The organism is Oceanospirillum sanctuarii, from assembly GCF_002150805.1.
GTDB lineage: Bacteria > Pseudomonadota > Gammaproteobacteria > Pseudomonadales > Halomonadaceae > Oceanospirillum > Oceanospirillum sanctuarii.
On sequence record NZ_MTBA01000003.1, the window covers coordinates 530,215 to 554,535 of the forward strand.

Below are 24,321 nucleotides of genomic sequence, written 5' to 3' on the forward strand. Positions count from 1 at the left end.
TACCGAAAACCTTTACCCACCTATTCTTCAGCCTTCAGGCATCTGGTATCTTTTAGCCATCGGGAGCTTAAGGGAATTAGGCTCTGACAGAACAAAAATAAGACGACACCTGAGTACCCATCAACCATGACTCACCCTGAACAGCCTTCAATGCTTCAGGGGCAGACTGATGCTGCCTCCTTTGGCAAAGCGCTCCTTTGCGAGCAGCTGACCCTTTTATACCGTGATTCGACGGCCTACTACCGACTGGGAATGGGCTGTGCACTGGTCTGCTGCACCCTGCTGTGGAACCACACCAACAACGCTCTTCTGGGGGGCTGGCTGCTGGTCTATGCTCTTCTGACCTGGGGCGGTATCAGCCTCAACAGTCGCTTTCAGAAACATCTGCAGACCTCCCAACAGGCAGGGCAGGAAGCCAGCCGGAAGTGCCTCTCTAAATGGCGACACCTCTTTACCCTCGGCGGAGTTCTGGTCGGCAGTTGCTGGGGAGCCTTGCTGGTATTACTGACGCCACCGGATAATGTGCTCCTGCAATCGGCAGTCGTACTGGCCATGACTGGACTTGCACTGTACGCCAGTGCCATCTTTTCGGCACTGCTGATCAGTTATCTGGGCTTTATTCTGCCTGCTTTTATCCCTTTTATGCTGCTGGAATATAACAGTCCTGAACCCATTATCTCGCCAGCGGTTATTCCTGTTTTTCTGGCCTTTCTGATCTACAGCGCATGGCGCAATCATCTATTGCTGAAAAGCTCTCTGAGCAAAAATGTGAACCACCGCCTTCTGCTGGATCAGGTCACTCAGGAGCAGGAGATTACTCAGCAGCTAAACCAGCAGCTGGAACAGGAAGCCCAAATACGCTCAGAAGCAGAACTGCAGCTGAAGCAGGCTCAGGCCAATCTGGAAGCTCAGATCAAAGAGCGAACTCTCGCGTTGTCTGAAACCAATGACCGCCTGAAGTCTGCCGTCGCTGAACAGAGACAAACCAGCCTGAATCTTGAACGTAACCGGCAGCGCTATTCCAAAGCGATCGAGGCGAGTGATCTTGGGCTTTGGGAATGGGATCTGACCAGTGACGAGATCTATCATTCACACTTTGAACAGCTGTTTGGTTACTCCGAGCATGAAATTCCCCACTTTATGGGACACCTGCAGCCTCTGGTGCATGAAGAGGATTATCCGGCTCTGCGCACCGCGCTTGTAGATACTCTGAAGGGAGTCACCAGCCAGTTTAAGATTCAGTTCCGCATCCGCCATAAAAATGGCCAGTGGCGCTGGCTGGAAGATACCGGTCGGGTCATCGACCGTAATCCTCTGTCCGGTAAAGCACTTCGCATGATCGGCACGCGTCGGGATATCACCGACCAGATTGCCCGGGATGAGAAACTGCGTCTTGCCTGGCAGGCTTTTGAAAGCTCCAGCGAAGCGATCTTTATTCTTGATGAAAACTTTGTCATCACCACCCATAACGAAGCCTTCTACCAGATCACGGGGTACACGAGTAAAGAACTGCAGGATACAAGCTTCGATAAGGGGCCCCTCTGGCAACTGGACGATGAACTCAACCAACGCATCCGGGATCAGCTGATTCAGCTGGGAGCCTGGGAAGGGGAGTTGATCGAACAGCGCAAAAATGGCGACAAGTTTCCGGAGTGGCTGAAGATATATCGGGTGCCCTCCCAGCAGAGTGAAAGCTCCCACTATGTCGGTATGTTTTCTGATCTGACCCAGAGAAAGAAAGCGGAAGAAAAGCTCAGCTATCTGGCCAACTATGATGATCTGACCGGCGTCGCGAACCGGAATCTGTTTAAAGATCGGCTGCATATCGCGATCACTCAGGCACGCTTAAATCGCGGCAAGATGGCACTGATTCTGTTGGATATCGACCGGTTCAAAGCCATTAACAACACCCTGGGCCACGATGTTGGTGATCAGCTTTTGCGCGAGCTTGCTGACCGGCTGACCCATCAGCTACAAGGCATCGATACCATTGCCCGCCTTGGCGCTGACGAGTTTGCACTGATTCTGGATCAGTATCAGGAGCAGGCTGAAGTGACAGAGCTTGCTGAGAAGATCTACAAGCTGGTGCACACCCCTGTGATGATTGAAGACCACGAGCTGATTGTTTCCTGCAGCATGGGCATCAGCCTGTTCCCGAAACATACCCGGGGACTCAACATTCTGGTCAATCAGGCAGATTTGGCACGCAACAAAGTTAAGCAATTGGGCGGCTCCGGCTTTGAATTCTATTCCGAGGAACTTCAGACAGGTTCTCTGGAACGCCTGAAAATGGAAAGCGATCTGCGAAAAGCTCTGCAACGGGATGAGCTCTGTGTTTACTACCAACCTAAAGTTTCTCTCACCGACAATAAGATCTACGAAGCTGAAGCTCTGGTACGTTGGAATCATCCGGAATCCGGTCTGATCTCCCCGGGCTCATTTATCCCGATTGCAGAAGAGACTGGTCTGATTGCAGCATTGGGTGAGCAGGTTCTGGTGCAATCCTGTCAGCAGGTCAGAAACTGGCTTGATAAGGGTGTAGAGATAAAAGTCTCAGTAAACCTTTCTGCTCAGCAGCTGGTACATAACGATCTGGTCAGCTTTATCGATCAGACGATCCGTAATGCCGGAATTCCTCACCACCTGATTGAACTGGAGCTGACTGAAAGCTCACTGATTGATGACCCGGAACACACTGTCGAAGTGCTGGATCAGATCCGGGCTCTGGGGATTACACTGGCAATTGATGACTTTGGTACCGGTTATTCATCCCTGAGCTATCTTCAGCGTTTCCCGCTGGATATTCTCAAGGTTGATCGTAGCTTTCTTAAGCAGATCCATAGCTCTGATCCACAACAGGCAACCCTGACAAAGGCGATTATAGCTCTCGGGCATAATCTGGAGATGAAGATAGTCGCCGAGGGTGTTGAAACCCGTGCTCAACTGGAATTCCTCTGCCGCCAGGGCTGTGATTTCGCCCAGGGCTTCTATATCAGCCCGCCGGTGCCTCCTCAGACCTTCTTCGAGTTGGTTGAAAACCATAACAGCAAAGAGAGCCGTAACATCCTCTAAACAAAAAACGGAGCCTTAGGCTCCGTTTTTTATTAGCGCAATTTCGTCAATATCAGGCGATCAACTGTCTGTCAGTCTCAGGGAATGCAGACTGCGCTTCACCGCTTTCAGGTGCTCTGCAAGCTTGGGGCCACGCATCTTAGCGACACCTACCGCCAGAACATCAATCATCACCAGATGAGCAATTCGGGATGTCATCGGGGTATAAATCTCGGTGTCTTCGGGAACATCAATATATAGCGGGATCGTTGCCAGTTCAGCCAGTGGCGAACCACTCGGGCAAAGGGCAATTACATTCGCACCAGCCTCACGTACCAGCTGAATACTTTGCAGCAAAGCTTTTGTGCGTCCCGTTTGAGAAATAGCCACCACCACATCAGTATCAGACAGTGTCACCGCCGACATATTCTGCATGTGTGGGTCTGAGTATGCCGCTGTAGACATCTGCAAACGGAAAAACTTGTGCTGGGCATCTGTGGCTACCGCACCGGATGCACCAAAACCAAAGAACTCCACACGATCCGAGCTACTAAGGGCCGCAATCGCTTCCTGCACACGATCAGTGTTGATCCGGTTTTTTACCGCCAACAAAGCACTGGCAGTGGTATCAAAAATACTGTTGGTGAAATCGCTGACGGAGTCATCTTCATTCATAGAGAACTGGGCAAAGCGGGTTTCTTTTGCCAGCACCTGAGCCAATCGAAGTTTAAAGTCCTGAAAACCATCACAACCTAAGGCACGGCAGAAACGAACAACGGTTGGTTCGCTCACATTAGCTTCTGTGGCCAGATCAACAATACGCATGTGGATCACATCCGTAGCATGACTAAGGACATAATCAGCAACCTTTTGCTCTGAGCGTCGGAACTGTGTTTTGGAATGATGGATTTTTTCTAGGATGTTTTCTTTCACCGGTTTACCACTGGTTAATTAAGCTCTTAGATATTTTTTCATTTTACCTGTAACTTGATCGCAACGTCATTTTTTATTCCGACAGCAAAAACTCTTACTCTTGTCACAGGAATTTCATACGCGCTATATTAGGATAGTAGCCCTAAATCGCTATAGGTTGTCACTTGCTTCTCAACCAAGCCTCAAGGAAAGCCTGAGGGAGGATGCTGATATGAGACACAACCCGACTGCTGATCATGGCAAGCTTGATCAGGTAAAAGATGAGATTTTTGATATTTTCATGTCCATTGAGGTGGAAGAACATGAACAGCGCAAAAAAAGTGAAGCGCTGAAACAGCTTGAAGCCCGAAGGGGTATTGAAAAGCACTTTGAAAAGAAACGTCTGGTGGAAGAGCTGGACGACTACAGTCTTGAAGACGATGTAAACCACTAGCGCAGTTAAGCACTCCTTTTTCCATCCAAGCGAAGCCTGCTCTTAACGCATTAAAATTTCGCCTGGACAAAAAAACCGGCCTGAAATCCAGGCCGGTCAGTCTTTCTTACACTCCGAAACTTATTCCACTGTTACCGATTTAGCCAGGTTACGAGGCTGATCCACATCTGTACCTTTCAGTACTGCGACGTGGTAACTCAATAACTGTAGCGGAATGGTATAAACGATTGGTTCCAGAATCTCAGGCACGTCCGGCATCTGCTCAACCTTCAGGCCATCTTCCGGTTTCACATGATCGGCTCCGGCAAAAACAAAAAGCTCACCACCACGGGCTTTAACTTCCTGCAGGTTGGCTTTGAGTTTATCCAGCAGAGCATTGTTTGGTGCAACGGCAACCACAGGCATCTCTTTATCCACCAGAGCCAGAGGGCCATGCTTAAGCTCACCCGCAGCATAAGCTTCTGCGTGGATATAAGAGATCTCTTTCAGTTTCAGAGCACCCTCCATCGCCACCGGATACAAAGGCCCACGGCCTAGGAAAAGAGAATGGTTTTTCTCAGCAAAATCCTGAGACAGTATTTCAATTTCTTTATCCAGTTTAACTGCCGCTAGCAGCAATCCAGGAAGTTTATGGAGCGCCTCTACAATGTCAGTTTCCTGCTGCTCCGTCAGTCCATGGCGGCGAGCTAAAGCCACTGTCAGCATTAGAAGGGCCACCAGCTGAGTGGTAAAGGCTTTGGTGGAAGCGACCCCAATCTCTGGACCTGCATTAGTCATCAGGCAAAGATCGGATTCACGAACCAGAGAGCTGCCCGGTACGTTACAAACAGTCAGGCTGGCCAGAACTTTATCTTTCACGGCACGAAGTGCGGCCAGGGTATCTGCAGTCTCACCGGATTGGGAGATAGTCACAAACAGGGTGTTTGCCGGAATCACATGCTTGCGGTAGCGATACTCACTGGCCACTTCGATAGAGCAGGGGATGCCTGCCAGATCTTCCAGCCAGTATTTGGCAACAAGACCCGCGTGAAAGCTGGTACCGCAGGCTATGATCTGCACATGTTGGGTTTGGTCGAATACAGATGCTGCCTCACTACCAAAAGCTTGTTCCAGCAGATGTTTATCAGAGATACGGCCCTGAAGTGTTGCTTTAACCACTTCCGGCTGCTCGTAGATCTCTTTCATCATAAAGTGGCGGAACTCGCCTTTATCTGCGGCAGACAGGCTGTGTTCGAATTTTTTAACCGGGCGATCAACAATCTCAAGATTGGCATCCCAGATCATCACCTCATCAGGAGTTACCTGAACGAAGTCACCTTCTTCAAGATAGATAAAACGGTCTGTCACCTGTAGTAGTGCCATCTGATCAGAAGCGATAAAGTTTTCACCAATACCGATACCGACAACCAATGGACTCCCTTTACGGGAGGCTAGGATCTGATCAGGATAATCCTTGTGTAACACACCCAGAGCAAAGGCGCCTTCCAACTGAGAAACCGTTTCAAGGAAAGCTTCCTGAAGATTTTTGCCCTGATTCACAGCACGGGCAACCAGGTGAGCAATAACCTCAGTATCAGTATCAGACGTGAAAACAAATCCATCCTGCTGTAACTGATGTTTCAGCGGCTCAAAGTTTTCGATAATGCCGTTATGCACAATTGCCAGATCGTCTCCGGACATGTGCGGGTGGGCATTGTTTTCTGTCGGCTTACCATGAGTCGCCCAGCGGGTATGAGCAATACCACTGTGACCTTTCAACGGCGTTTCCTGCTCTGCATGAGTCAGGTTTTCGACCTTTCCCGCACGGCGCAGGCGATGAATTTGCTCACCTTCAAAAACAGCAAGGCCCGCTGAGTCATATCCCCGGTATTCCAGACGACGCAGTCCTTCTAACAGGATTCCAGAAACAGCTCTTTGTGCTACCGCACCTACAATGCCACACATCGGGGATAACTCTCCTAAAACTATTATTTAACCTGATGACAGATCCGAAAATGCATTCAGGTATCTTATTTTTTCCAACCAGACTTTGTGATCTGTTTGCCACGGCCTACTGAAAGTGCATCGGCTTCAACATCTTTGGTAATGGTTGATCCTGCGCCGATAACAGCATTCGCGCCTATGGATACCGGCGCTACCAGTGAGCTGTTGGAACCGATAAAGGCCCCGTCACCAATCTCAGTTTTGAATTTGTTAACACCATCATAATTACAAGTGATGGTTCCTGCTCCCACATTCACCTTGGAGCCAATATTAGCGTCGCCAATGTACGTCAGATGGTTAATCTTAGCGCCGACACCAATCACACTTTTCTTGGTCTCAACAAAGTTACCCACTTTTGCGCCGGCTTTAAGTTCACTGGCAGGGCGAATTCTGGCGAACGGTCCTATCGCACAATTTTCGGCGATAGACGCGCCATCAATTACACTGTTGGCCTCAACTTTGGTGCCGGCACCGATGACGGAGTTTGTAATGATACAGTTGGGGCCAATTTCTACACCATCGGCCAGAGTTACGTCACCTTCGAAGACTGTATTGATATCAATAAAGCAGTCTTTACCTACCGACAACGAACCACGGATATCAATACGGGATGGATCAGCCAGACTTGCACCTTCAATCATCAGTTTTTCAGCCAACTGATTCTGGTTCCAACGCTCAAGTTCTGCCTGCTGCTGGCGATTGTTCACACCCTGAACCTGCTGTTCAAATTGAGGTTGGGCAGTCTTAATCTCAATACCCTGATCTGCCGCCATGGCGATAATGTCGGTTAGGTAGTACTCACCCTGTGCATTATTACTGGAGAGCTTAGGTAACCATTCAGACAGATGCTGCTGGCTAACCGCCATAATGCCTGTGTTGATTTCCTGAATCAGCAACTGATCTGCAGAAGCATCCTTTTGTTCAACAATAGCTTTAACGACGCCGTTATCACGCACAATACGGCCATAACCCATAGGGTTTTCAAGATTAACCGTCAGCAATGACATCTGTGTATCAGATACGCTGTTAAGCAAATCTTCAAAAAGATCCACCGGTGTTAAAGGTACGTCGCCATACAGAATCAGTACTTTACTATCGGTTGCCAAATCAGGTAATGCCTGAGCAACAGCGTGCCCCGTACCTAACTGTTCAGATTGAACAACAAAATTAATAGCCTGACCTTCAAGGGCTTCACGAACCTGCTCAGCACTATGACCCACAACAAGATGAACCTTCGCTCCCTCCAACAGGTTAGCCTGGTCCAACACATGCTGGACCATAGGTTTGCCAGCGATTGAATGAAGCACCTTTGGTTTATTGGAACGCATGCGAGTACCCTGGCCAGCAGCCAGAATCACAATATCAATCGCCATACTGTTAATCCTTAACGAAGTTAATCAAATACAGAATAAATAGTGGGGGAAGTAGAGTAGGACAAATTGAAGATAAAAAAAAGGCGGCCTAAGCCGCCTTTTTGTTTGGTACTGTTACGCACCGAGCTTACGACGCAGTTGCTGCACTGTACGTAAGCGGGCAGTTGCCTCGGCCAGCTCTACCGCTGCACGTGAGTATTCAAACTCAGATGCTTTGTTAGAGATAACCCGCAGTGCTTCTGCCTTCGCTTTCTCTGCTTCAGCGGCATCAATATCATCCGCACGAACAGCAGTATCAGCAAGCACCGTTACTACATTTGGCTGCACTTCGATAAAGCCACCGGTCACGTAGAAGATCTCTTCTTCGCCACCTTGCTTTTTCACCCGAACAGGTCCGGGTTGCAGCTCTGTCAGAAGCGCTGCGTGACCCGGGGCAATACCCAGGTCACCAAGTACACCAGAAGCAACGACCAGCTCAGCTCGTCCCGAAAAGATAGACTCTTCGGCACTTACGATATCGCAATGAACACTCATAGCCATAGCTTTGCCTCTTCTATGTCAAGGAGAAACGAACTTATTTGTTCGCTTTCTCCACAGCTTCGTCGATGCTGCCAACCATGTAGAACGCCTGCTCAGGCAGCTCGTCGTACTGGCCTTCCAGAATGCCTTTGAAGCCACTAATAGTGTCTTTCAGAGACACGTACTTACCAGGTGCACCGGTAAATACTTCAGCTACGAAGAACGGCTGAGACAGGAATCGCTGAATCTTACGCGCACGGGATACAGTCTGCTTGTCTTCATCAGACAGCTCGTCCATACCCAGAATCGCGATGATATCTTTCAGCTCTTTATAACGCTGCAGAGTACCCTGTACGCCACGAGCAACTTCATAGTGCTCCTGACCGATAACCAGAGGATCCAGCTGACGAGAAGTAGAGTCCAGTGGATCTACCGCTGGGTAGATACCCAGAGATGCGATGTCACGAGACAGTACAACGGTCGCGTCAAGGTGCGAGAAGGTTGTTGCCGGAGATGGATCCGTCAAGTCATCCGCTGGTACGTATACCGCCTGAATGGAGGTAATGGAACCAGTTTTAGTCGACGTAATACGCTCCTGCAGTACACCCATCTCTTCAGCCAGAGTCGGCTGGTAACCTACTGCAGAAGGCATACGGCCCAGCAGTGCGGATACTTCAGTACCAGCCAGAGTGTAACGGTAGATGTTATCTACGAAGAACAGAACGTCACGACCTTCGTCACGGAACTTCTCTGCCATTGTCAGACCAGTCAGAGCTACACGCAGACGGTTACCCGGTGGCTCATTCATCTGACCATATACCAGAGATACTTTGTCCAGTACGTTAGATTCGGTCATTTCGTGGTAGAAGTCGTTACCTTCACGGGTACGCTCACCAACACCTGCAAACACAGAGAAACCGGAGTGCTCGATCGCGATGTTACGGATCAGCTCCATCATGTTTACAGTTTTACCTACACCAGCACCACCGAACAGACCAACTTTACCACCCTTAGCGAATGGGCAAACCAGGTCAATTACCTTAATACCGGTCTCCAGCAGTTCAGTGCTGTTAGACTGATCCGCATAAGACGGAGCGGTACGGTGGATAGGCATACGTTCTTCTTCGCCGATCTCGCCTTTCTCATCGATAGGGCGACCCAGAACGTCCATAATACGGCCCAGAGTCTGAGTACCTACTGGTACAGAGATCGGAGCATTTGTGTTGACTGCTTCCAGTCCGCGCTTCAGACCCTCAGTAGAGCCCATCGCAATTGTACGTACAACACCGTCACCCAGCTGCTGCTGAACTTCAAGAGTAATCTCGGTGTTGGTAACCGTCAGCGCGTCGTAAACTTTTGGCACGGAATCACGTGGGAATTCCACGTCGATTACAGCGCCGATAATCTGAACGATACGTCCGCTACTCATTTTGGTTCCTCTTAAACCTGTAATTGAAACCTGCTTGTGTGTAGCTGCGGATTAAACCGCCGCAGCACCACCAACAATCTCAGAAATTTCCTGCGTAATCGCAGCCTGACGTGCCTTGTTGTATACCAACTGAAGGCTGTTGATCAGGTCGCCCGCGTTATCGGTCGCATTCTTCATCGCCAACATACGCGCAGATTGTTCACAAGCATTGTTCTCGACCACTGCCTGATACGTTTGAGATTCCACATAACGTACCAGTAACTTATCCAGAAGCTCTTTAGCGTCTGGCTCGTACAGGTAATCCCAGTGATCAGAGGTGGTTTCCTCTTCAGCCTGCAAAGGCAGCAGTTGCTGTACCAGTGGCTTCTGGGTCATGGTGTTTACAAAGTTGTTATAAACCAGGTAAACACGATCCAGTTCGCCGGCATCGTACGCATCAAGTACTACCTTAACACTACCAATCAGATCGCTCGCAACCGGGGCATCACCGAGCCCGGTTTTGGTTGCCAGAACATTACCGCCATAAGAACGGAAGAAAGTTGCGGCTTTAGAGCCGATTGCGCAGAACTTCTGCTCTACACCTTTCTCATTCCACTCTTTCATGGACTTCAGCATCGCTTTGAACAGGTTAACGTTCAAACCGCCACAAAGACCACGATCGGAAGCAACAACGATGTAACCCACACGTTTTACATCACGCTCTTCCATGTACTGGTGGCGATATTCCGGCGTTGCTTTGGCAATATGGCCTACAACTTTACGAATCTGCTTGGCATAAGGCTGGCTGGCGGCCATGCGATCCTGTGCACGGCGCATCTTACTCGCGGCAACCATTTCCATCGCGCTAGTAATTTTGCGCGTGTTACCGATGCTCGCGATCTGGTTTTTAATCTCTTTTCCGACTGCCATAGCATCTCGCCTTATTCAAAAAACCTACTAAAACTCAGTAACTGAAGCCCACAGCGAACTGTGGGCAAACAACTTACCAGGTCTGAGTAGCTTTGAACTGCTCAACACCAGCTTTAAAGCCAGCTTTGATTTCGTCGTTGTAAGCGCCAGATTGGTTAACTTCAGCCATGAAGTCTGCTTTCTCGCTGTTGAAGAAAGACAGGATAGCGGCTTCAAAGTCACCAATTTTGTTAACTGGAACATCGTCCAGGTAACCTTCGTTAGCGGCAAACAGTACAACACCCATTTCAGCAATGGACATTGGAGAGTACTGCTTCTGCTTCATCAGCTCAGTTACACGCTGACCGTGTTCAAGCTGCTTACGAGTTGCTTCGTCAAGGTCGGAAGCAAACTGGGAGAATGCTGCCAGCTCACGGTACTGAGCCAGAGCCAGACGGATACCGCCACCCAGTTTCGAAATCAGTTTAGTCTGCGCAGCACCACCAACACGGGATACAGAGATACCCGCGTTCATCGCAGGACGAATACCCGCGTTGAACATGCTGGTTTCAACGAAGATCTGACCATCAGTAATGGAGATCACGTTAGTTGGTACGAATGCAGATACGTCACCACCCTGGGTTTCAATGATAGGCAGAGCGGTCAGAGAGCCGGTCTTACCTTTCACTTCACCGTTAGTGAACTGCTCAACGTATTCAGCGTTCACACGGGATGCACGCTCCAGCAGACGGGAGTGCAGATAGAAAACGTCACCTGGGTATGCTTCACGGCCTGGCGGACGACGCAGCAGCAGGGAAATCTGACGATATGCCCAAGCCTGCTTAGTCAGATCGTCATAAACGATCAGAGCGTCTTCACCGCGGTCACGGAAGTATTCACCCATAGTACAACCGGCATACGGAGCCAGGAACTGCATTGCTGCAGGGTCAGATGCACCAGCGTTAACAACGATGGTGTTTTCCATCGCGCCGTGCTCTTCCAGCTTACGTACAACGTTTGCAATAGTGGACTGCTTCTGACCGATCGCAACGTAAACACAGGTAATACCTGAGTCTTTCTGGTTGATGATCGCGTCAATCGCGATAGCAGTTTTACCAATTTGACGGTCGCCAATAATCAGCTCACGCTGACCACGACCTACCGGTACCATTGCGTCAATCGCTTTATAGCCAGTCTGTACAGGCTGATCTACTGATTGACGAGCAATAACGCCCGGTGCAACTTTTTCTACGGCATCTGTCAGTTTGGCATTGATTGGACCTTTGCCATCAACAGGGTTACCCAGTGCGTCAACAACGCGACCTTTCAGTTCCGGACCAACCGGTACTTCCAGGATGCGGCCAGTACACTTGGCAGTCATGCCTTCTTGCAGTGACAGGTAATCACCCAGCACTACTGCACCAACGGAGTCACGCTCCAGGTTCATCGCCATACCAAACACGCTGCCAGGGAACTCAATCATTTCCCCGTACATTACGTCAGCCAGACCATGAACGGTTACGATACCGTCGGATACACTTACAATGGTGCCCTCAGTGCGGGCTTCAGAAGTTACATCGGTATTCTCGATGCGCTTCTTGATAATTTCGCTGATCTCAGATGGATTCAGTTGCTGCATGCCATGTCCCTCAAACTCAGGAATTCATTGCCTCGGCCAATTTCGCAAGCTTTCCACGTACTGAACCGTCAATAACAGTGTCGCCAGCATGGATAAGTACGCCGCCGATCAGGCTTTGATCAACCTGAGTCTGGATTTTAATTTCACGATTCAGACGCTTTTGCAGAGCTTGTGCCAATTTGGTCTGCTGTTCACTTGTCAGCTCATAGGCAGAAGTAATCTCTACCTCAACCGTTTTTTCCTGTTCTGCTTTCAGCGCTTCAAATTGCTCAGCAATTTGAGGGAACAGGGACAAACGGCCTACTTCGCTCAGTGTCTGTACAAAATTTTTACCGTTTTCATCCAGGCCAGTGCAGATCTCAATTACGATTTCTGCTTTCTGTGCCTGACTGATTGCCGGATTGCCCAGAACATTCTGAACAGCTGAATCCGCCACAGCCTGAGCTGCCAGATTCAACATGTTAGACCATTCGGCCAATTTGCCCTGGCTCAAAGCATACTCAAATGCAGCTTTTGCATACGGCCGGGCAACAGTGCTTAATTCAGCCATCGGTCACCTCGCTTAAAGCTCAGCTGCGAGTTTCTCTACAAGCTCAGCGTGGGCTTTCTCGTCAATAGAAGCGTTAAGAACTTGCTCTGCGCCTTTCAGTGCCAGAGTAGACACCTGGGCACGAAGCTCTTCTTTCGCACGGTTTACTTCCTGCTCAATTTCAGCCTGAGCAGCGGCAAGTAAACGTGCGCCTTCAGAACGTGCGTTCTCTTTAGCTTCATCAACGATTTGATTAGCTCGCTTGTTTGCTTGCTCTAAAATCAGGGCTGCTTGTTCTTTGCCTTCACGTAACTGTTTGCCAGCTTGTTCTTTAGCCAGTTCCAGATCACGCTGAGCACGACTTGCAGCATCTAAACCATCTGCAATCTTTTTCTGACGAGCCTGCATAGCCGCCATTACTGGAGGCCATACATACTTCATACAAAACCAGACAAAGATCGCGAACGAGATGGCTTGGCCCAATATAGTTAAGTTCAGATTCACGCCATCACCCCTTGCTTTCCAGTGTTAATCATATAAGGGTTAAAAAAAACCAACTTAATGATTAACCAGCAATTTGAGCAACGAATGGGTTCGCAAATGTGAAGAACAGAGCAACACCAACACCGATCATGGACACAGCATCCAGCAGACCAGCTACGATGAACATTTTGGTTTGCAGCATAGGCGCCAGTTCAGGCTGACGAGCAGATGCTTCCAGGAACTTGCCACCCAGGATAGCAAAACCGATTGCAGTACCCAGTGCAGCCAGACCGATCAGCATAGCTACCGCGATTGCAGTCATACTTACTACTTGTTCCATTTTAACTCCTAATATTACAGTTTTAGATTTTAAGGTTTAAAGAAACTCATTTTGCCGGCTCCACTGCCGAGGCAGCGGAGCCAGAAACTTTTAGTGATCTTCGCAAGCCATGCTCAGGTAAACAATTGTCAGCATCATAAAGATGAAAGCCTGCAGAGTGATTACCAGAATGTGGAAAATCGCCCAAGGCACAGACAGCGCCCACTGAATCCAGAACGGCATAATCGCGATCAGGATGAAGATCAATTCGCCCGCGTACAGGTTACCGAACAGACGCAGAGCCAGAGAGATTGGCTTAGCAATCAGACCAATACCTTCAAGTACAAAGTTGAATGGGATCAGTTTTTTGCCGAAAGGTTGCAGAGTCAGTTCACCAACAAAGCCACCTACGCCTTTAATCTTGATGCTGTAGAAGATGATCAGGAAGAACACAGACAGGGACATACCCAGAGTCGCGTTCACATCAGTCGTTGGTACAATTTTCATGTAGTCAACGCCAGCCATCATAAACAGGGTCGGTACGAAATCTACCGGAACCAGATCCATCAGGTTCATCAGGAAGATCCAGCAGAAGATTGTCAGTGCCAGAGGCGCAATCAGTTTGCTGTTACCGTGGAAACTGTCTTTAACGTTCTTATCAACGAATTCAACAAGAATTTCTACAAAGTTCTGCAGGCCACCGGGTACACCCTCAGTAACGCTTTTAGCAGCTTTGCGGAAAAGAAAGATAAAGATAAAACCTAAGAAGAGGGACCAACCTAGAGTATCAACGTGAATCGCCCAAAAACCCATTTCGGACGCTTCCTTCGCACCATGAGCAAAGCTCAGGCCGTTTTCAGGGTGCATACCAAACGTCAGGTTCGTCAGGTGGTGTTGAATATACTCGGAAGGTGTCGGATTTGCGCCTGCCATTGTCTTCCTCGAATTTTTAGTAGTAGCGTAACCAGCCTATGGGACAACCTTTCGAAACTATCGTTTCATAATGAAAGGCGCTAACCAATGAACTGACTGAACTACCGCGTAAGTTAAGAAAAAAGAAATTGGGTTTAAGGGGCGTACTAGGATAAAAACCAGAGCAAACAATACGACCGTTAAACCAAACTTCATCGCCTCTGCCCGATAAAAAGAACGCACAACTTCTTTTGAAGCCGCTCCCATATGTCGGAACATTCTCCAGGCAAAGTACAGGTTCGGAAACGAACACACCATACCACCTAAGAGAGACGAGTACGCCAGAACGGGATCTCCGGATAATAAACATCCGCCCGCGATCAGGAGAGTGACGAAAATCTGCAGTCCGACAACCCGAAATACCTTGGGCCGTTTCAACTGTGCGCTTTTGGCGCCCATCTTCTCTCCTAAAACTATCTGCGCGTAGAAACCCTGCCTACTGTGTTATTCACAGTACAGAAACAGAGTAACGTCATTTTGTGACCGCAGGATTATAGGTTGATTAAGCAAGCCATTCAACTGAATTACCCGCTCAAAACCTGATCTAAGACCAATAGATAAGCCTTATCCGCCTTAAGAAGGAGATTGCCGAAGCAATCTTTATTGGATGTGAGACAGGATGCCGTCCAGCTCTTCAAGGCTGGAATAATTAATCACAAGCTTCCCTTTGCCCTTTTTATTGTGGCTAATCTGCACTGGGGCACCGAGTGTCTCCGCCAGTTTTCGCTGCAGGAATTCCACATCGGCCTGAGGTTTCTGATCCTCTTTTTCTTCCGCGGGCGTTTGCAGTTTACGCACATAAGCTTCGGTCTGACGAACAGACATCCCTTTGGCGACAACCGTTCTTGCGGCAGGGCTCTGATCTTTATCTTCAAGACCCAGAATTGCTCGGGCATGACCCATTTCCAGATCACCATGCTCCAGCATTTTTTTCACATCATCGGGTAGGGCAATTAGGCGAAGCAGGTTCGTCACCGCTGAACGGGATTTACCCACAGCATCAGCAACCTGCTGTTGGGTTAATTCGAATTCCTGTTGCAAACGCTGAAGTGCAAAAGCTTCTTCAACCGGGTTCAGATTTTCCCGCTGAATGTTCTCAATCAGAGCCATGGCAACGGCCGCATCATCGCTGACATCGCGAATGATGACAGGAACCTGATCCAGCTCTGCCAACTGTGCCGCACGCCAGCGGCGTTCACCGGCGATAATTTCAAAACGCTCTTTTTCGATCGGACGAACAACAATCGGCTGCATAATGCCCTGAGCTCGAATCGAACTGGCCAGCTCTTCTAGGGAGTCCGGATCCATATCACGGCGTGGCTGATAACGGCCGCGGCTCAGAAACTCAACCGGCAGATGACGCATTTCGCCATCAAGAGTTTCTTTTCGGGAGGGCTCACTCGACTGATCAGCTTTTACTTCAGGAACCACTGAGACTTCACGGGGCTGCGTCAGACTGGATGATCCAGAACCCAACAATGCATCAAGTCCACGACCTAAACCTCGTTTTTTCGCCGACATTGGTTCTCCCGTTAAATAAAAGCGTACAGTGTTAATTGATAAAGTGTTAAGTGATCAAAAAGTGTTCAGTATCAGGCAGCCTGACTGGTTTTGCGCACAAGTTCACCGGCCAGAGCCAGGTAGGCAAGGCTACCTTTTGATTTCTCATCGTAATTCAGTACAGGCATGCCGTGACTCGGGGCTTCAGCCAGACGTACATTACGTGGGATAACCGTTTTATACACACGGTCATTGAAGTGCTGAATCAGCTGTTGAGACACATCACGGGTCAGGCTATTGCGCGGGTCGTACATAGTGCGCAACAGACCTTCAACACGCAGATCCGGATTCACCGTTTCTTTGATCTGCTGAATGGTCTCCATCAGCGAGGAAAGACCTTCCAGCGCATAGTATTCACATTGAACCGGAATAATCACACCATCGGATGCTGTCAGAGCGTTCACCGTCAGCATGTTCAGTGACGGTGGGCAGTCGATCAGTACATAGTCATACTGGTCAGCCATTTCAGCCAGAACCCGTTTCAGTCGGAAATTTCCGGCTTCAATCTGTAGTAACTGGACTTCAGCAGTGGTCAGATCCGAGTTTGCAGGCAGTAAGTCATATCCGGCAGGATCCGTTTTCACTCTCACCTGATCAATGGTGGCTTCGCCCAGCAGAAGATCGCAAACAGAAAACTCGCATTCGTTTTTATCGACACCGCTGCCCATGGTGGCATTACCTTGCGGATCCAGATCGATCAGCAATACCTTACGACGGGTCGCAACCAGAGATGCGGCCAGATTCACGCAGCTGGTTGTTTTACCCACACCACCTTTCTGATTGGTTACTGCGAATACATTTGTCATCCGTTTCTTCCTGCTATCAGTTTCTGTCAGCCTTCTGTGGCTTCAGAGACCTTCTCTAAATGCCATCAAAAACCACTGCGCTTAATAAGCGCCAAATGACGTTCGCCATCAGAACCAGGTACATCCAGTCGGTGAACTTCTTTGCAAACAAAGCCTTCCGGCAGATGTTCCAGTTCATCCTCAGGGTAGACACCTTTCATGGCCAGCCACTCAGCATCCTGCGTTCCCAGATTGCGCGTCCACTGCATCATATCCTGCAGTGAGCTGAATGCGCGACTCATCACCTGATCAAACAACTGCTCCGGTTGATATTGCTCAACCCGCTTGTTGACCACGGTAACATTTTCCAGCTTCAGAGCGGTTACGGCCTGAAACTGGAATCGGCTCTTTTTACCATTGCTGTCCATCAGGGTGATATTAAGATCAGGACGCACGATAGCCACTGGAATCCCCGGTAAACCACCACCGGAACCTACGTCGATACAGTTAGGGCCCTTGATGTAAGGCAGAATACTCAGACTATCCAGCAGATGGCGATCCACCATCTGAGCCGGATCACGCACTGCCGTTAGATTAAAGGCTTTGTTCCATTTTTCCAGTAAGCGAAGGTAATCCATCAGTAACCCTTGTTGTGAGTCACTGATTTCTAACCCCATCGCCTCAATACCACGGCGTAACTGATATTCCAGTGCGTTGTCGTTCAAAGCCTTTACCTGCTGCCTTTACTCGTTGTCTGCGCTTCAGAGCAGAATCTCTGCCCAATGAAATTCTTAGTTGTCGATATCGGCGATCAGGCCGGAGTCTTGCTGCCTGATTTATTATCCAGCTGGCTGTTGCTGGCCATCGCCCGTTTCTTCAGGTGAATCAGCAACAGAGAAACGGCTGCAGGCGTCACACCGGGAATGCGGCTTGCCGCCGCCAGTGTTTCCGGACGATTTTCGCTCAGTTTCTGGCGAATCTCTTTCGACATACCTTCGATGCCATCGTAATCCAGATCCGCAGGCAGCTCTGTGTTCTCATGACGACGCAGTTTTTCAATATCATCCTGCTGACGGCTGATATAACCCGCATACTTCACCTGAATCTGGACCTGTTCAGCCACTTGTGGATTATCCACAGGCTCACCTTTCAGCCCAGCCAGATCATCATATTCCAGCTCCGGACGTTTCAGCAGGTCCAGCAGGTTGTATTCCCGGGTCATCGGCTGACCGGTTTTCGCTTCCACAGCAGAAGCCTGTTCTGTCTTAGGCTGAATCCAGGTCCCCGCTAAACGGCTGGTTTCCTGTTCAATCTGTTCTTTCTTCGCGCTGAATGCAGCCCAGCGCAGGTCATCAACCAGACCCAGTTCACGGCCTTTTTCGGTCAGGCGCAGATCGGCATTATCTTCACGCAGGATCAGGCGGTATTCCGCACGACTGGTAAACATACGGTACGGCTCGCTGGTACCCAGCGTAATCAGGTCATCCACCATCACACCGATATAGGCTTCATCACGACGCGGATACCAGCCCTCTTTGCCCTGAGCACGCAGGCCAGCATTCAGACCCGCTAACAGCCCTTGGGCACCGGCTTCTTCATAGCCTGTGGTGCCATTGATCTGGCCGGCAAAGAACAGGTTGGGGACAAATTTGGTTTCCAGCGTGTGTTTCAGGTCCTGTGGATTAAAGAAATCGTATTCGATCGCATAACCCGGACGCATGATATGAGCGTTTTCCATACCACGGATGGAGCGTACCAGCTCCAGCTGAACATCAAACGGCAGACTGGTAGAAATACCATTCGGATAAAGCTCATGGGTCGTCAGACCTTCAGGTTCGATAAATACCTGGTGGGAATCCTTATCCGAGAAACGGTGAATCTTATCTTCAATGGACGGGCAATAACGCGGGCCCACACCTTCGATAACACCCGTGTACATCGGTGAACGATCAAGACCGGAGCGGATAATATCGTGAGTGCGTTCATTGGTATGAGTGATATAGCAGCTGATCTGCTCCGGATGATCTTCCAGTTTACCCATAAACGACATGACCGGAGTCGGTGTATCACCGGGCTGAGCTTCCATCACAGAGAAATCCACAGACTTGGCATCGATACGTGGTGGCGTACCGGTTTTCAGACGGCCCACTCTGAAAGGCATTTCACGCAGACGATTGGCCAGCGCAATCGATGGCGGATCACCGGCACGACCGCCGGACTGAGTTTCCAGACCGATATGAATCACACCACCCAGGAAAGTACCAGCGGTTAGCACCACGGTTTCAGAGTGGAAACGGATACCGGAATTAGTCACCACGCCAGCAGCTTTCTCACCATCCATAATCAGGTCGTCAGCGGCCTGCTGGAAAATGGTCAGGTTTTCCTGATTTTCCAGAATAGTACGGATAGCGGCTTTATAAAGAATTCGGTCAGCCTGAGCACGGGTCGCCCGAACTGCAGGGCCTTTACGGCTGTTCAGTACGCGAAACTGAATACCACCTTTATCGGTTGCCAGTGCCATAGCACCGCCTAAAGCATCGATCTCTTTCACCAGATGACTTTTACCGATACCACCAATAGCCGGGTTACAGGACATCTGTCCCAGTGTTTCGACATTGTGGGTCAGCAGAAGGGTAGAACAGCCCATCCGTGCTGATGCCAGAGCGGCTTCCGTTCCCGCATGACCTCCACCGATCACTATCACATCAAAGCGGGTTGGATAATCCACAATATCACCTCTAACTATCTGGTTACGCACTTGTCAGGCTGACTTTCTGATCCGCGCGGGGACAAGGGCAGACTGTGTATAAGTACTGGTTTCGCGAAGGGAGACAAGTATATACCTGCCTGCGTAAATGAGAAGGGTTGTAAAGGCTGTCAGCGTGAAGATTTTTGTTCTTTTGCACACAATTAACATCATTAAAGTCATTTATTTAAAAAGATGATTATAGTGATAGTTATTATGTGGATAGTTTCTGTGGATAAGTCCCGCTACCCCTGATTCCAGAGAACTTTGCGCTTGTGTTTAACTCATCGGAGTTCCTTCGGATTAGCTTGGAGTATCCTTCGGGGAAGCTGGGGATAAAACAGTGACTTATCAACACCTCCGGATTGCCTCAGTTTATCCAGAGTTCTTAGGCTCATTCATACAGCTTTTATACCGACCGAAATACCGGTAAAAAAAGTGTCATGACTTTTCTACAGGCACAAAAAAACCCGCCGTTTTACGGGCGGGTTTCTCAAAGCTTGCGCTTTATCGGTCAGTCATCAGTGATGATTAACCGTCATTGCGTGGACGACGTGGACGGTCTCCGCCACGATTGTCACGGCTATCACGATCACCACGTGGACGACGCGGACGGTCGCCGCGATTGTCACCACGACGATCGTTACGTGGACGGCGCGGACGGTCACCACGAGGCTCATCTTTAGGAGCCGGACCTTTATCAACGCTGATGTTCATCGCAACCTGACGTACACGGGTCTTCTGCAGATGGTTCAGAACGTCTTCAGGCATGCCTTCCGGCAGCTCAACGGTACTGAACTGATCGTACAGACGGATATTACCGATGTACTTGCTCTCGATACCGGCTTCGTTAGCGATAGCGCCAACAACGTCACCCGGCTGCAGACCATCAGTACGGCCCACTTCGATACGGTAACGCACAAAGTTCACATCAGTCGGACGCTCACGACGTGGACGACGCTCACCACGGTCATCGCGACGATCATCACGATCACGGCGCTCACGACGTGGACGCTCTTCTTCCGGTGGCAGGATCAGAGGACGTTTCTCCTGAACCTTCCAGGCCAGAGTCGCAGCGATATCTTCCAGAGACATTTCGTTCTCTTGAGTCAGCTGCTGAATCAGGTTACGGAAGAAATCCATATCCGCGCCAACGGCTGTGGACATCTCAACAACGCTGTCTTTGAACTGTTTAACACGCTGATCAGCAACCATTTCACGGGTTGGCAGATCCATGCGCTCAATGCGCTGACGGGTCGCACGCTCAATCGCACGCAGCATGCCACGCTCACGTGGGGTAACGAACAGAATCGCATCACCGATACGACCCGCACGGCCAGTACGGCCAATACGGTGTACGTAGGCTTCTGTGTCGTAAGGAATGTCATAGTTGATTACGTGAGTGATACGCTCAACGTCCAGACCACGGGCTGCAACGTCAGTGGCGATAACGATATCCAGCTTACGGTTTTTCAGCTGGTTAACAGTACGCTCACGCAGTGCCTGGTTCATGTCACCGTTCAGTGCAGAAGCACTGTAACCACGGGCTTCCAGCTTTTCAGCCAGCTCAACCGTAGCGGTTTTGGTACGTACGAAAATGATCGCCGCATCAAAATCTTCGGTTTCCATAATACGGGTCAGGGCGTCCATTTTGTTAACGCCGCTTACCTGCCAGTAACGCTGATTGATAGTATCAACGGTAGAGGTCTTCGCTGCGATCTGAATCTCCTGTGCACCATCCAGATGGCGACGGGCAACTTTGCGAACTTCGTTCGGCATCGTCGCAGAGAACAGAGCAACCTGACGTGGTTGAGGCACCTGGCCCAGAATCCAGTCAACGTCGTCGATGAAGCCCATTTTCAGCATTTCATCGGCTTCATCCAGTACCACGGCTTTCATGGTAGAGGTGTCCAGAGTGCCACGACGCAGGTGGTCCATAACACGGCCCGGAGTACCCACGATAACCTGAGGACCACGTTTCAGCTGTTTCAGCTGCAGCGTCATGCTGTGACCGCCATAAATCGGCAGTACGTGGAAACCACGGATATCACGTGCATAGCGTTGGAACGCTTCTGCAACCTGAATTGCCAGTTCACGGGTAGGGGTCAGTACCAGCACCTGAGGGCTGTTTTGTTTGGCATCAACACGAGCCAGCATAGGCAGTGCGAAAGATGCGGTTTTACCGGTACCGGTTTGAGCCTGACCCAGCAGGCTGTCACCTTTCAGCAGAACCGGAATACTCGCGGCCTGAATCGGTGATGGGGTTTCGTAGCCAATCTCTTTTACGGATGCAACAAGGGATTCGGGAAGGCCCAGCTCAGCAAAGCTGGTTACAACAGTTTCTTCTGATGACATTCAAGGGTTACCTGAGTCGTTAAGGTATAAATGACGGAACCCCTGGCATCTCATCCAAGCATACTGACGCGCTATCATATCGCTCAATATCAATTACGGGTTCCACTTCGCTTCATGGAGTCAGCTGCACAAATCCAGTGCACGGCTACTCACAATTTCATATAGCCGGGAAATGGCTATCAATTTGGCAGGGTACGCGCTGTGCGCAATCGGGGCTGATTCGAGGATCAGATACGGAGAAAACAGCTGTCTTACACCCTGAGGGGCACGCATTGTGCCTGCATTCGGGGCTAAAATCCAATTTAGTTTCCATTTATCGCCACTTATTTACTTATTAAGCGGTAAAATTGAATTTTCCCGTTCAAATGGCTGATTTTCAGCTGTGTTCGAACAGGTTTCTCTTTCCTTATCGCTCATTTCTGAGGTTGATGTGCTGCGTTCACTTTTTCATCATGCTGATCAACTGCTTACCCAATATCAACCCTACTGGCAGATCCAGCCGTTCCATTTTCGGCAACTCAATGAGTGTAGTCAGTTACCGGAAAATCTGCTGACAGAACTGGAAAAACTGGATTCAGCTCAATTCGAGCATTTGAGCGCCAACGCTGATGCCGGAAAGCAGTGGTTGGATAAATGGATTACCTGTCTGAATGAACTGGAACAGATTGAGCAAAGCATTCCTGATGTGGATAACTCAGAAACGGCCTATCAACAAAAGCCGTTGTGCATAAAACATCTGAGCACTGGTATTCCCGGTCGTAAATGGAGCCAGATTGAGCAGTTTGCTGATTTTCTACCGAGCGTTGAATACGCATCAAAGCAGATGTTACTCGAATGGTGTGCTGGTAAAGGCCACCTGGGTCGACTGCTGTCGGTCAGCAAAGGTTATCAGGTCACCAGCCTTGAATGGCAGCAAAGTCTCTGTAATCAGGGAGAAGCATTGGTTCTTCAGCAACAAAAGCGTTATCCACAACTGCAGCAAAGTTTACTGCAGGGCGATGCGCTTTCTGATGAAGCCGCAAGCATTTTAAACCAGCATCAGACCGCTGTTGCCCTTCATGCCTGTGGTGATCTTCACACCCGACTTATCACTCAGTGTTGCAAGCCGGATCAGGCGATTGAACAACTGGCTATCGCGCCCTGCTGTTATCACCTGACGGAAGCAGATACCTACCAGCCCTTTTCGATATCAGGCCAGAAAAGCAGTCTCACCTTAAGTCGTCAGGATCTGAAAGTCCCACTGCAGGAAACCGTTACGGGTGGGCAACGTATCAGCCGATTACGGGATATTGAGCTGCACTGGCGATTAAGCTTCGATCTGTTACGCCAGACTCTTACCGGGGAAACTCACTATAAACCTCTGCCAGCCTTCCCAAAGAAACTCTTATCCGGTGAATTCAAAGATTTTGTGCACTGGGCTCTGATCAATCGCAAGCTTCAGAGCGAACATAGCATCATTGAAGATCTGCCTTTCAATGACGCAGAATTATCTCAGGCTTTATTGGACGGGGAAGAAAGGCTGCTTAGGGTTCGTAAGCTGGAATGGCTGCAAAGCCATTTTCGGCGCGTGTTGGAAATATGGCTGGTGGCTGACCGGGCACTGGCTCTCGAAGAAGCGGGGTTTCACGTGGAACTTCACCGGTTTTGCGATAAATCCATTAGCCCGAGAAACCTGCTGATTCTGGCTAAGCGCTGAGCACACTCACTAAACACTAAACACATCCTACGCGTCTCCGTTTGCTGATGTCTAACTGGCTTCACTGACTCGGAATGAAAAGCGACTGACGGTTCACAGTGCGCGCTGCCTTTTAGCTTATCGAGCCTCTACCATGAGGCTCTGACACAATAACAATAAGGCAAGTCCATGAGCTCAGTCGTCACTTCTCAGAATCAGTTCATACCTAAAAATGAAAACTACCAACAGGAAGTCAAAAGGGTGCTTGAAAGTGCGCCCTTTATTCAGGCTTTAGGGATGCAGGCTGAAACGATCAAACCTGGTATCTGCACCACCCAGCTCTTCATTCGGCAGGATCATCAACAACAGGATGGTTTTGTTCATGCCGGGGTTCAGGCAACCCTCTGTGACCATACCGCAGGGGCAGCCGGAGCAACGCTGATTGCGGAAGGAAAACGGGTACTGACTGCCGAGTTTAAGATCAATCTGCTTCGCCCGGCTTCCGGTGAACACCTTATCTGTGAAGCTGAAGTGCTTAAACCGGGAAATACCCTCAGCATTGTTGAATCCATGCTTTGGGCGGTGAGGGATGATCAGAAAACGCTGGTTGCTAAAGCAACGGTCACTTTGGCTATCGCCTGAATATCAT

21 protein-coding genes are annotated in these 24,321 nt (G+C 49.6%); 4 read left to right on the forward strand and 17 right to left on the reverse strand.

From position 1 onward, the window contains the following. Window positions 1–126: 126 nt before the first annotated feature. Window positions 127–3,072, forward strand: a complete 2,946-nt coding sequence (locus BV405_RS06200; RefSeq protein ID WP_086479980.1) for an EAL domain-containing protein — start codon at window positions 127–129, stop codon at window positions 3,070–3,072. A gap of 60 nt (window positions 3,073–3,132) precedes the next feature. On the opposite strand, the gene hexR is transcribed toward BV405_RS06200, so the two are convergent. After that, window positions 3,133–3,984 carry a transcriptional regulator HexR gene (gene hexR, locus BV405_RS06205; protein ID WP_086479981.1) on the reverse strand — a complete coding sequence of 284 codons (852 nt, stop codon included), beginning with the start codon at window positions 3,982–3,984 and terminating at the stop codon, window positions 3,133–3,135. A 211-nt stretch (window positions 3,985–4,195) separates the two neighbouring features. On the opposite strand from hexR, the gene BV405_RS06210 reads away from it, so the two are divergent. Next, window positions 4,196–4,417, forward strand: coding sequence for a PA3496 family putative envelope integrity protein (locus BV405_RS06210; protein ID WP_086479982.1), 222 nt, complete (start codon window positions 4,196–4,198; stop codon window positions 4,415–4,417). Window positions 4,418–4,537: 120 nt separating this feature from the next. Here the strand turns inward: BV405_RS06210 and glmS are convergent, their stop codons facing one another. The 16 genes from glmS to BV405_RS06290 all read right to left on the reverse strand — a co-directional run bounded on the left by glmS (window position 4,538) and on the right by BV405_RS06290 (window position 21,997). Continuing rightward, complete coding sequence (glmS, locus tag BV405_RS06215; RefSeq protein WP_086479983.1) at window positions 4,538–6,361, reverse strand: glutamine--fructose-6-phosphate transaminase (isomerizing); 1,824 nt, start codon at window positions 6,359–6,361, stop codon at window positions 4,538–4,540. A gap of 65 nt (window positions 6,362–6,426) precedes the next feature. Next, a complete protein-coding gene (glmU, locus tag BV405_RS06220; protein WP_086479984.1) occupies window positions 6,427–7,773 on the reverse strand; it encodes a bifunctional UDP-N-acetylglucosamine diphosphorylase/glucosamine-1-phosphate N-acetyltransferase GlmU in 1,347 nt (448 codons plus the stop codon). Between the two features lie 114 nt (window positions 7,774–7,887). Continuing rightward, window positions 7,888–8,313, reverse strand: coding sequence for a F0F1 ATP synthase subunit epsilon (locus tag BV405_RS06225; RefSeq protein WP_086479985.1), 426 nt, complete (start codon window positions 8,311–8,313; stop codon window positions 7,888–7,890). 34 nt (window positions 8,314–8,347) lie between these two features. Continuing rightward, complete coding sequence (atpD, locus tag BV405_RS06230) at window positions 8,348–9,721, reverse strand: F0F1 ATP synthase subunit beta (RefSeq protein ID WP_086479986.1); 1,374 nt, start codon at window positions 9,719–9,721, stop codon at window positions 8,348–8,350. A gap of 51 nt (window positions 9,722–9,772) precedes the next feature. Continuing rightward, complete coding sequence (gene atpG, locus BV405_RS06235) at window positions 9,773–10,630, reverse strand: F0F1 ATP synthase subunit gamma (RefSeq protein WP_086479987.1); 858 nt, start codon at window positions 10,628–10,630, stop codon at window positions 9,773–9,775. A 73-nt stretch (window positions 10,631–10,703) separates the two neighbouring features. Then, window positions 10,704–12,248 carry a F0F1 ATP synthase subunit alpha gene (atpA, locus tag BV405_RS06240; protein ID WP_086479988.1) on the reverse strand — a complete coding sequence of 515 codons (1,545 nt, stop codon included), beginning with the start codon at window positions 12,246–12,248 and terminating at the stop codon, window positions 10,704–10,706. Window positions 12,249–12,264: 16 nt separating this feature from the next. Beyond that, window positions 12,265–12,798, reverse strand: coding sequence for a F0F1 ATP synthase subunit delta (locus tag BV405_RS06245; RefSeq protein ID WP_086479989.1), 534 nt, complete (start codon window positions 12,796–12,798; stop codon window positions 12,265–12,267). A gap of 12 nt (window positions 12,799–12,810) precedes the next feature. Beyond that, window positions 12,811–13,281 carry a F0F1 ATP synthase subunit B gene (locus tag BV405_RS06250; protein ID WP_086479990.1) on the reverse strand — a complete coding sequence of 157 codons (471 nt, stop codon included), beginning with the start codon at window positions 13,279–13,281 and terminating at the stop codon, window positions 12,811–12,813. A gap of 61 nt (window positions 13,282–13,342) precedes the next feature. Then, a complete protein-coding gene (atpE, locus tag BV405_RS06255) occupies window positions 13,343–13,600 on the reverse strand; it encodes a F0F1 ATP synthase subunit C (RefSeq protein WP_086479991.1) in 258 nt (85 codons plus the stop codon). Window positions 13,601–13,690: 90 nt separating this feature from the next. Then, a complete protein-coding gene (atpB, locus tag BV405_RS06260) occupies window positions 13,691–14,512 on the reverse strand; it encodes a F0F1 ATP synthase subunit A (RefSeq protein ID WP_086479992.1) in 822 nt (273 codons plus the stop codon). A gap of 57 nt (window positions 14,513–14,569) precedes the next feature. Then, a complete protein-coding gene (locus tag BV405_RS06265; RefSeq protein WP_086479993.1) occupies window positions 14,570–14,950 on the reverse strand; it encodes a F0F1 ATP synthase subunit I in 381 nt (126 codons plus the stop codon). 201 nt (window positions 14,951–15,151) lie between these two features. Beyond that, window positions 15,152–16,072: a ParB/RepB/Spo0J family partition protein gene (locus BV405_RS06270; RefSeq protein WP_086479994.1), complete on the reverse strand. Its 921-nt coding sequence runs from the start codon at window positions 16,070–16,072 to the stop codon at window positions 15,152–15,154. A 71-nt stretch (window positions 16,073–16,143) separates the two neighbouring features. Beyond that, window positions 16,144–16,917, reverse strand: a complete 774-nt coding sequence (locus BV405_RS06275; protein WP_086479995.1) for a ParA family protein — start codon at window positions 16,915–16,917, stop codon at window positions 16,144–16,146. Window positions 16,918–16,982: 65 nt separating this feature from the next. Beyond that, on the reverse strand, window positions 16,983–17,621 hold the full coding sequence (rsmG, locus tag BV405_RS06280) for a 16S rRNA (guanine(527)-N(7))-methyltransferase RsmG (protein WP_245832253.1): 639 nt from the start codon (window positions 17,619–17,621) through the stop codon (window positions 16,983–16,985). Window positions 17,622–17,707: 86 nt separating this feature from the next. After that, complete coding sequence (gene mnmG / locus BV405_RS06285) at window positions 17,708–19,624, reverse strand: tRNA uridine-5-carboxymethylaminomethyl(34) synthesis enzyme MnmG (protein WP_086479996.1); 1,917 nt, start codon at window positions 19,622–19,624, stop codon at window positions 17,708–17,710. A gap of 549 nt (window positions 19,625–20,173) precedes the next feature. Next, the gene (locus BV405_RS06290) at window positions 20,174–21,997 is read right to left on the reverse strand and encodes a DEAD/DEAH box helicase (RefSeq protein WP_086479997.1); all 1,824 of its coding nucleotides are present in this window, start codon (window positions 21,995–21,997) and stop codon (window positions 20,174–20,176) included. 430 nt (window positions 21,998–22,427) lie between these two features. Between BV405_RS06290 and BV405_RS06295 the strand changes: the two genes are divergently transcribed. After that, window positions 22,428–23,693 (forward strand): methyltransferase, encoded by a 1,266-nt coding sequence (locus tag BV405_RS06295; RefSeq protein ID WP_176330068.1) that lies wholly within the window; start codon window positions 22,428–22,430, stop codon window positions 23,691–23,693. A gap of 240 nt (window positions 23,694–23,933) precedes the next feature. After that, entirely contained in the window at window positions 23,934–24,314 is a 381-nt protein-coding gene (locus BV405_RS06300; RefSeq protein WP_245832254.1) for a PaaI family thioesterase, read from the forward strand. Window positions 24,315–24,321 lie beyond the last annotated feature (7 nt).

What these genes read in the sequence shown, in the direction of transcription:
- BV405_RS06210 (WP_086479982.1), top strand. Translation starts at nt 4,196, where the DNA reads ATGAGACACAACCCGACTGCTGATCATGGCAAGCTTGATCAGGTAAAA.
- BV405_RS06270 (WP_086479994.1), bottom strand. Translation starts at nt 16,072, where the DNA reads ATGTCGGCGAAAAAACGAGGTTTAGGTCGTGGACTTGATGCATTGTTG.
- BV405_RS06290 (WP_086479997.1), bottom strand. Translation starts at nt 21,997, where the DNA reads ATGTCATCAGAAGAAACTGTTGTAACCAGCTTTGCTGAGCTGGGCCTT.
- BV405_RS06225 (WP_086479985.1), bottom strand. Translation starts at nt 8,313, where the DNA reads ATGGCTATGAGTGTTCATTGCGATATCGTAAGTGCCGAAGAGTCTATC.
- atpB (WP_086479992.1), bottom strand. Translation starts at nt 14,512, where the DNA reads ATGGCAGGCGCAAATCCGACACCTTCCGAGTATATTCAACACCACCTG.
- glmS (WP_086479983.1), bottom strand. Translation starts at nt 6,361, where the DNA reads ATGTGTGGCATTGTAGGTGCGGTAGCACAAAGAGCTGTTTCTGGAATC.
- atpA (WP_086479988.1), bottom strand. Translation starts at nt 12,248, where the DNA reads ATGCAGCAACTGAATCCATCTGAGATCAGCGAAATTATCAAGAAGCGC.
- BV405_RS06275 (WP_086479995.1), bottom strand. Translation starts at nt 16,917, where the DNA reads ATGACAAATGTATTCGCAGTAACCAATCAGAAAGGTGGTGTGGGTAAA.
- atpE (WP_086479991.1), bottom strand. Translation starts at nt 13,600, where the DNA reads ATGGAACAAGTAGTAAGTATGACTGCAATCGCGGTAGCTATGCTGATC.
- glmU (WP_086479984.1), bottom strand. Translation starts at nt 7,773, where the DNA reads ATGGCGATTGATATTGTGATTCTGGCTGCTGGCCAGGGTACTCGCATG.
- BV405_RS06200 (WP_086479980.1), top strand. Translation starts at nt 127, where the DNA reads ATGACTCACCCTGAACAGCCTTCAATGCTTCAGGGGCAGACTGATGCT.
- atpG (WP_086479987.1), bottom strand. Translation starts at nt 10,630, where the DNA reads ATGGCAGTCGGAAAAGAGATTAAAAACCAGATCGCGAGCATCGGTAAC.
- atpD (WP_086479986.1), bottom strand. Translation starts at nt 9,721, where the DNA reads ATGAGTAGCGGACGTATCGTTCAGATTATCGGCGCTGTAATCGACGTG.
- BV405_RS06245 (WP_086479989.1), bottom strand. Translation starts at nt 12,798, where the DNA reads ATGGCTGAATTAAGCACTGTTGCCCGGCCGTATGCAAAAGCTGCATTT.
- BV405_RS06265 (WP_086479993.1), bottom strand. Translation starts at nt 14,950, where the DNA reads ATGGGCGCCAAAAGCGCACAGTTGAAACGGCCCAAGGTATTTCGGGTT.